Origin of the sequence: Streptomyces prasinopilosus (assembly GCF_001419695.1) — a bacterium.
Taxonomy (GTDB): Bacteria; Actinomycetota; Actinomycetes; order Streptomycetales; family Streptomycetaceae; genus Streptomyces; species Streptomyces prasinopilosus.
This window is the reverse complement of the sequence record NZ_LIRG01000876.1, coordinates 1-2836: the sequence shown is the minus strand read 5'-3', so window position 1 is coordinate 2836 and position 2836 is coordinate 1. Positions and strand designations below refer to the sequence as shown.

Here is a 2836-nt window from a genome sequence, read left to right as displayed (position 1 = left end):
AGCAGGCGGGCGAGACGGGCACCGCGCGGGGTGGACGACAACAGCACCGTGACGTTGCGGACTTCGCGGCCGGGTCGGGTGTCCGTCCCGGAGATTTCCTGAGTTTCCTGATTCACGTCACTCAGCGTGGCCGACCGGACGTACCGTGATGAGTGATCGCGGCGCTGCGTAGGGTGACCGTCCATGGCTCGTCCGGCCCTGTCCGGCCTGTCGTCACGGCTCCCACCGGCACCGCGCGACGGTACGGCGCGGTACGACGGAGGAGCGCGACATGTCGGTGAACGGCGAGGCGGTGCGGGTCGAGGCCGAGGCGGGCCAGACGGACGAGCCGGGGTGGGAGGTCGACCCGGACGACGACTGGGCCCTCGCGGTGGTGGCCACCGTGGGACGGCAGTTGAGGCTCCGCCGGGAGGCGGCGGGCATGCGGGTCGGCGACTTCGCGGTAGCGGTCGGTTACGGAGACGACCTCGTCTACAAGATCGAGAGCGGCAAGCGCATCCCCCGGCCCGAGTTCTTGGACACGGCGGACGAGGTGCTGAGCGCCGGGGGACTCCTTGCGGCGATGAAGGAGGACGTGAAGAAGGTCCGGTATCCGAAGAAGGTGCGGGACCTGGCGCAGATGGAGGGGCGGGCGGTGGAGCTTCAGCTCTACGACCCCTTGAGCATCCATGGGTTGTTGCAGCACCCGGAATACGCACGTGCCCTTCTGTCCATGCGGCGCCCCGCCTATTCAGCGGGTGAGGTGGAGCAGTTCATTGCCGCACGCGTGGCACGCAAGGCGATCTTCGAACGGGACCCTGCGCCCGAACTCAGCTTCGTCCTGGAAGAGTGGACGCTTCGACGACCACTGGGCGGCAGGGCTGTCCTGCGTGCCCAGCTCGAACACCTCCTTGAGGCAGGGCGGTTGCGCAACGTCGAGCTTCAGGTCATGCCGATGGAGCGTGAGGAGCACGCCGGGGTGGACGGCAGCATCGAAGTGCTCAAGTTCGATGACGGTTCAGCGATCGGCCGCTCCCCGGCAGTGGCCAATGGACGGCCGGTTTACGACCTGAAGCAGCTCCGCGTCCTGGAACTGCGGTATGGCATCATCCGGTCTCAAGCGCTCACACCACGTGAGTCAATGGTCTTCGTCGAACAATTGCTGGGGGAAACATGATCCGGAATACCTCAGCCAGGGACGGCTCCCACCTGGTCTGGTTCAAGAGCAGTTACAGCAGTGGCAGTGAGGGCGACTCCTGCGTCGAGATCGCCACTGGGCCCGGCACCGTGCACGTCCGTGACTCCAAGGACGTGGACGGCGGCCGGCTGGCCTTCGCCCCCGCCGCGTGGGCCGGCTTCGTGCCGTACGCGGCCGAGGTCTGACGGCGGTTCCTCACCGACCTCGGCCTCCGGTACTTCCCACGCCGAGGTCGCGGCCGCCGAAGCGCGTCTCCGCGGCGAGTTCCTCAGTCGGCGGCTCCGCCCTTCTCCGCCAGCCGCCGGCGGGCGGAGGCGAGGCCGGCGCGGATGGTGAGGGTCGTGGGGTGGTCGGCGCCGAGCAGTCGCTCGCCGTCCCTCGCTGCCCGCTCCAGCAGGCCGACGGCTTCGGCGGTATGCCCGTCCTGCCAGTAGGAGGAGGCGAGGTTGTAGCGGGTGGTGAGGAGGTCGGGATGGCCGTCCCCGAACAGCCGCTCACGGTCGGCCAGCACCCGCTCCAGCAGCTCGACGGCCTCGCCGTTGCGCCCGGCGTGCCCGTAGAGGACGGCCAGATTGGCGCGAGTGGTGTGGAGGTCGGGATGGCCGTCCCCGAACAGCCGCTCACGGTCGGCCAGCACCCGCTCCAGCAGCTCGACGGCCTCGCCGTTGCGCCCGGCGTGCCCGTAGGAGACGGCCAGATTGGCGCGGGTGGTGAGGAGGTCGGGATGGCCGGGGTCGAGCAGCCGCTCGCTGTCGGCCAGTACCCGCTCCAGCAGACCGACGGCCTCGCCGGTGCGCCCGGCCTTCTGGTGGGCGGCGGCGAGATTGGCGCGGGTGGTGAGGGTGTGGGGATGGTCGTCCCCGAACAGCCGCTCACGGTCGGCCAGTACCCGCTCCAGCAGGTCGAAAGCCTCGCCGTTGCGCCCGGCGTGCTGGTAGGAGAGGGCGAGGAGGGCGCGGTCGGTGAGGACATCGGGGTGGTCGTCCCCGAGCAGCCGCTCACGGCGGGGCAGTACCCATTCCAGTAGGCGAATGGCCTCGGCGATACGCCCGGCCTCCTGATAGGACACGGCAAGACGGGCACGGACCACGAGGATGCCGGGGTGGTCGGCGCCGAGCAGCCGCTCGCTGTCGGCCAGTACCCGCTCCAGCAGGTCGAGGGCTTCGTCGCTCCGCCCGGCCAGCCGGTGGGAGGAGGCGAGGTTGCAGCGGGCGGTGAGGGTGGCGGGGTCGTCGGCTTCGAGGAGCCGCTCACCCGTTTCGGCCATGCCCTGCCAATGGTCGACGGCGGCGTCGGCCAGTCCCGCGTCGAGAAGGCTGTTGCCGGCGCGGAAGAGGACCGGGTGCACCTCGGGGATCCACAGGTGTTCGTGGGCGTGGCCGGCCAGGGCGTCGGTGTTGGCGCGCAGGACCGCGGCCAGGCCGGCGTGGGACTGGTCGGTCTCGGGCCAGGTGTGGAGGAGCGCGCCGGCCGCCGCGACCGCCAGGTCCGGGAGGTCGGCTGCGGGGGTGTTCTCGCGGACGGCGCGGGCGGTGAGGGCGTGGACGCGGACGGCGCGGGGCTCGGCGCGGGTGTCGCAGGTCAGGAGCGCGTAGCGGTGCAGCAGGCGCAGGACCGTGTGGGCCTGGTCGGCCGTGACCCGCGGGGCGTCCGGTGCGG

3 protein-coding genes are annotated in these 2836 nt (G+C 70.9%); 2 read left to right on the top strand and 1 reads right to left on the bottom strand.

Annotated elements, in window-relative coordinates; genetic code table 11:
- The first annotated feature begins 271 nt into the window (after positions 1-271).
- Complete coding sequence (locus AOK18_RS27905) at positions 272-1156, top strand: helix-turn-helix domain-containing protein (RefSeq protein ID WP_055696128.1); 885 nt, start codon at positions 272-274, stop codon at positions 1154-1156.
- Positions 1153-1362, top strand: coding sequence for a DUF397 domain-containing protein (locus AOK18_RS27900; RefSeq protein ID WP_055696127.1), 210 nt, complete (start codon positions 1153-1155; stop codon positions 1360-1362). Before AOK18_RS27905 ends, AOK18_RS27900 begins: the two co-directional genes overlap by 4 nt.
- A gap of 83 nt (positions 1363-1445) precedes the next feature.
- Here the strand turns inward: AOK18_RS27900 and AOK18_RS27895 are convergent.
- A partial coding sequence (locus AOK18_RS27895) for a tetratricopeptide repeat protein (protein WP_157865250.1) occupies positions 1446-2836 on the bottom strand: 1391 nt, incomplete at its 5' end.

What these genes read in the sequence shown, in the direction of transcription:
- AOK18_RS27905 (WP_055696128.1), top strand. Translation starts at nt 272, where the DNA reads ATGTCGGTGAACGGCGAGGCGGTGCGGGTCGAGGCCGAGGCGGGCCAG.
- AOK18_RS27900 (WP_055696127.1), top strand. Translation starts at nt 1,153, where the DNA reads ATGATCCGGAATACCTCAGCCAGGGACGGCTCCCACCTGGTCTGGTTC.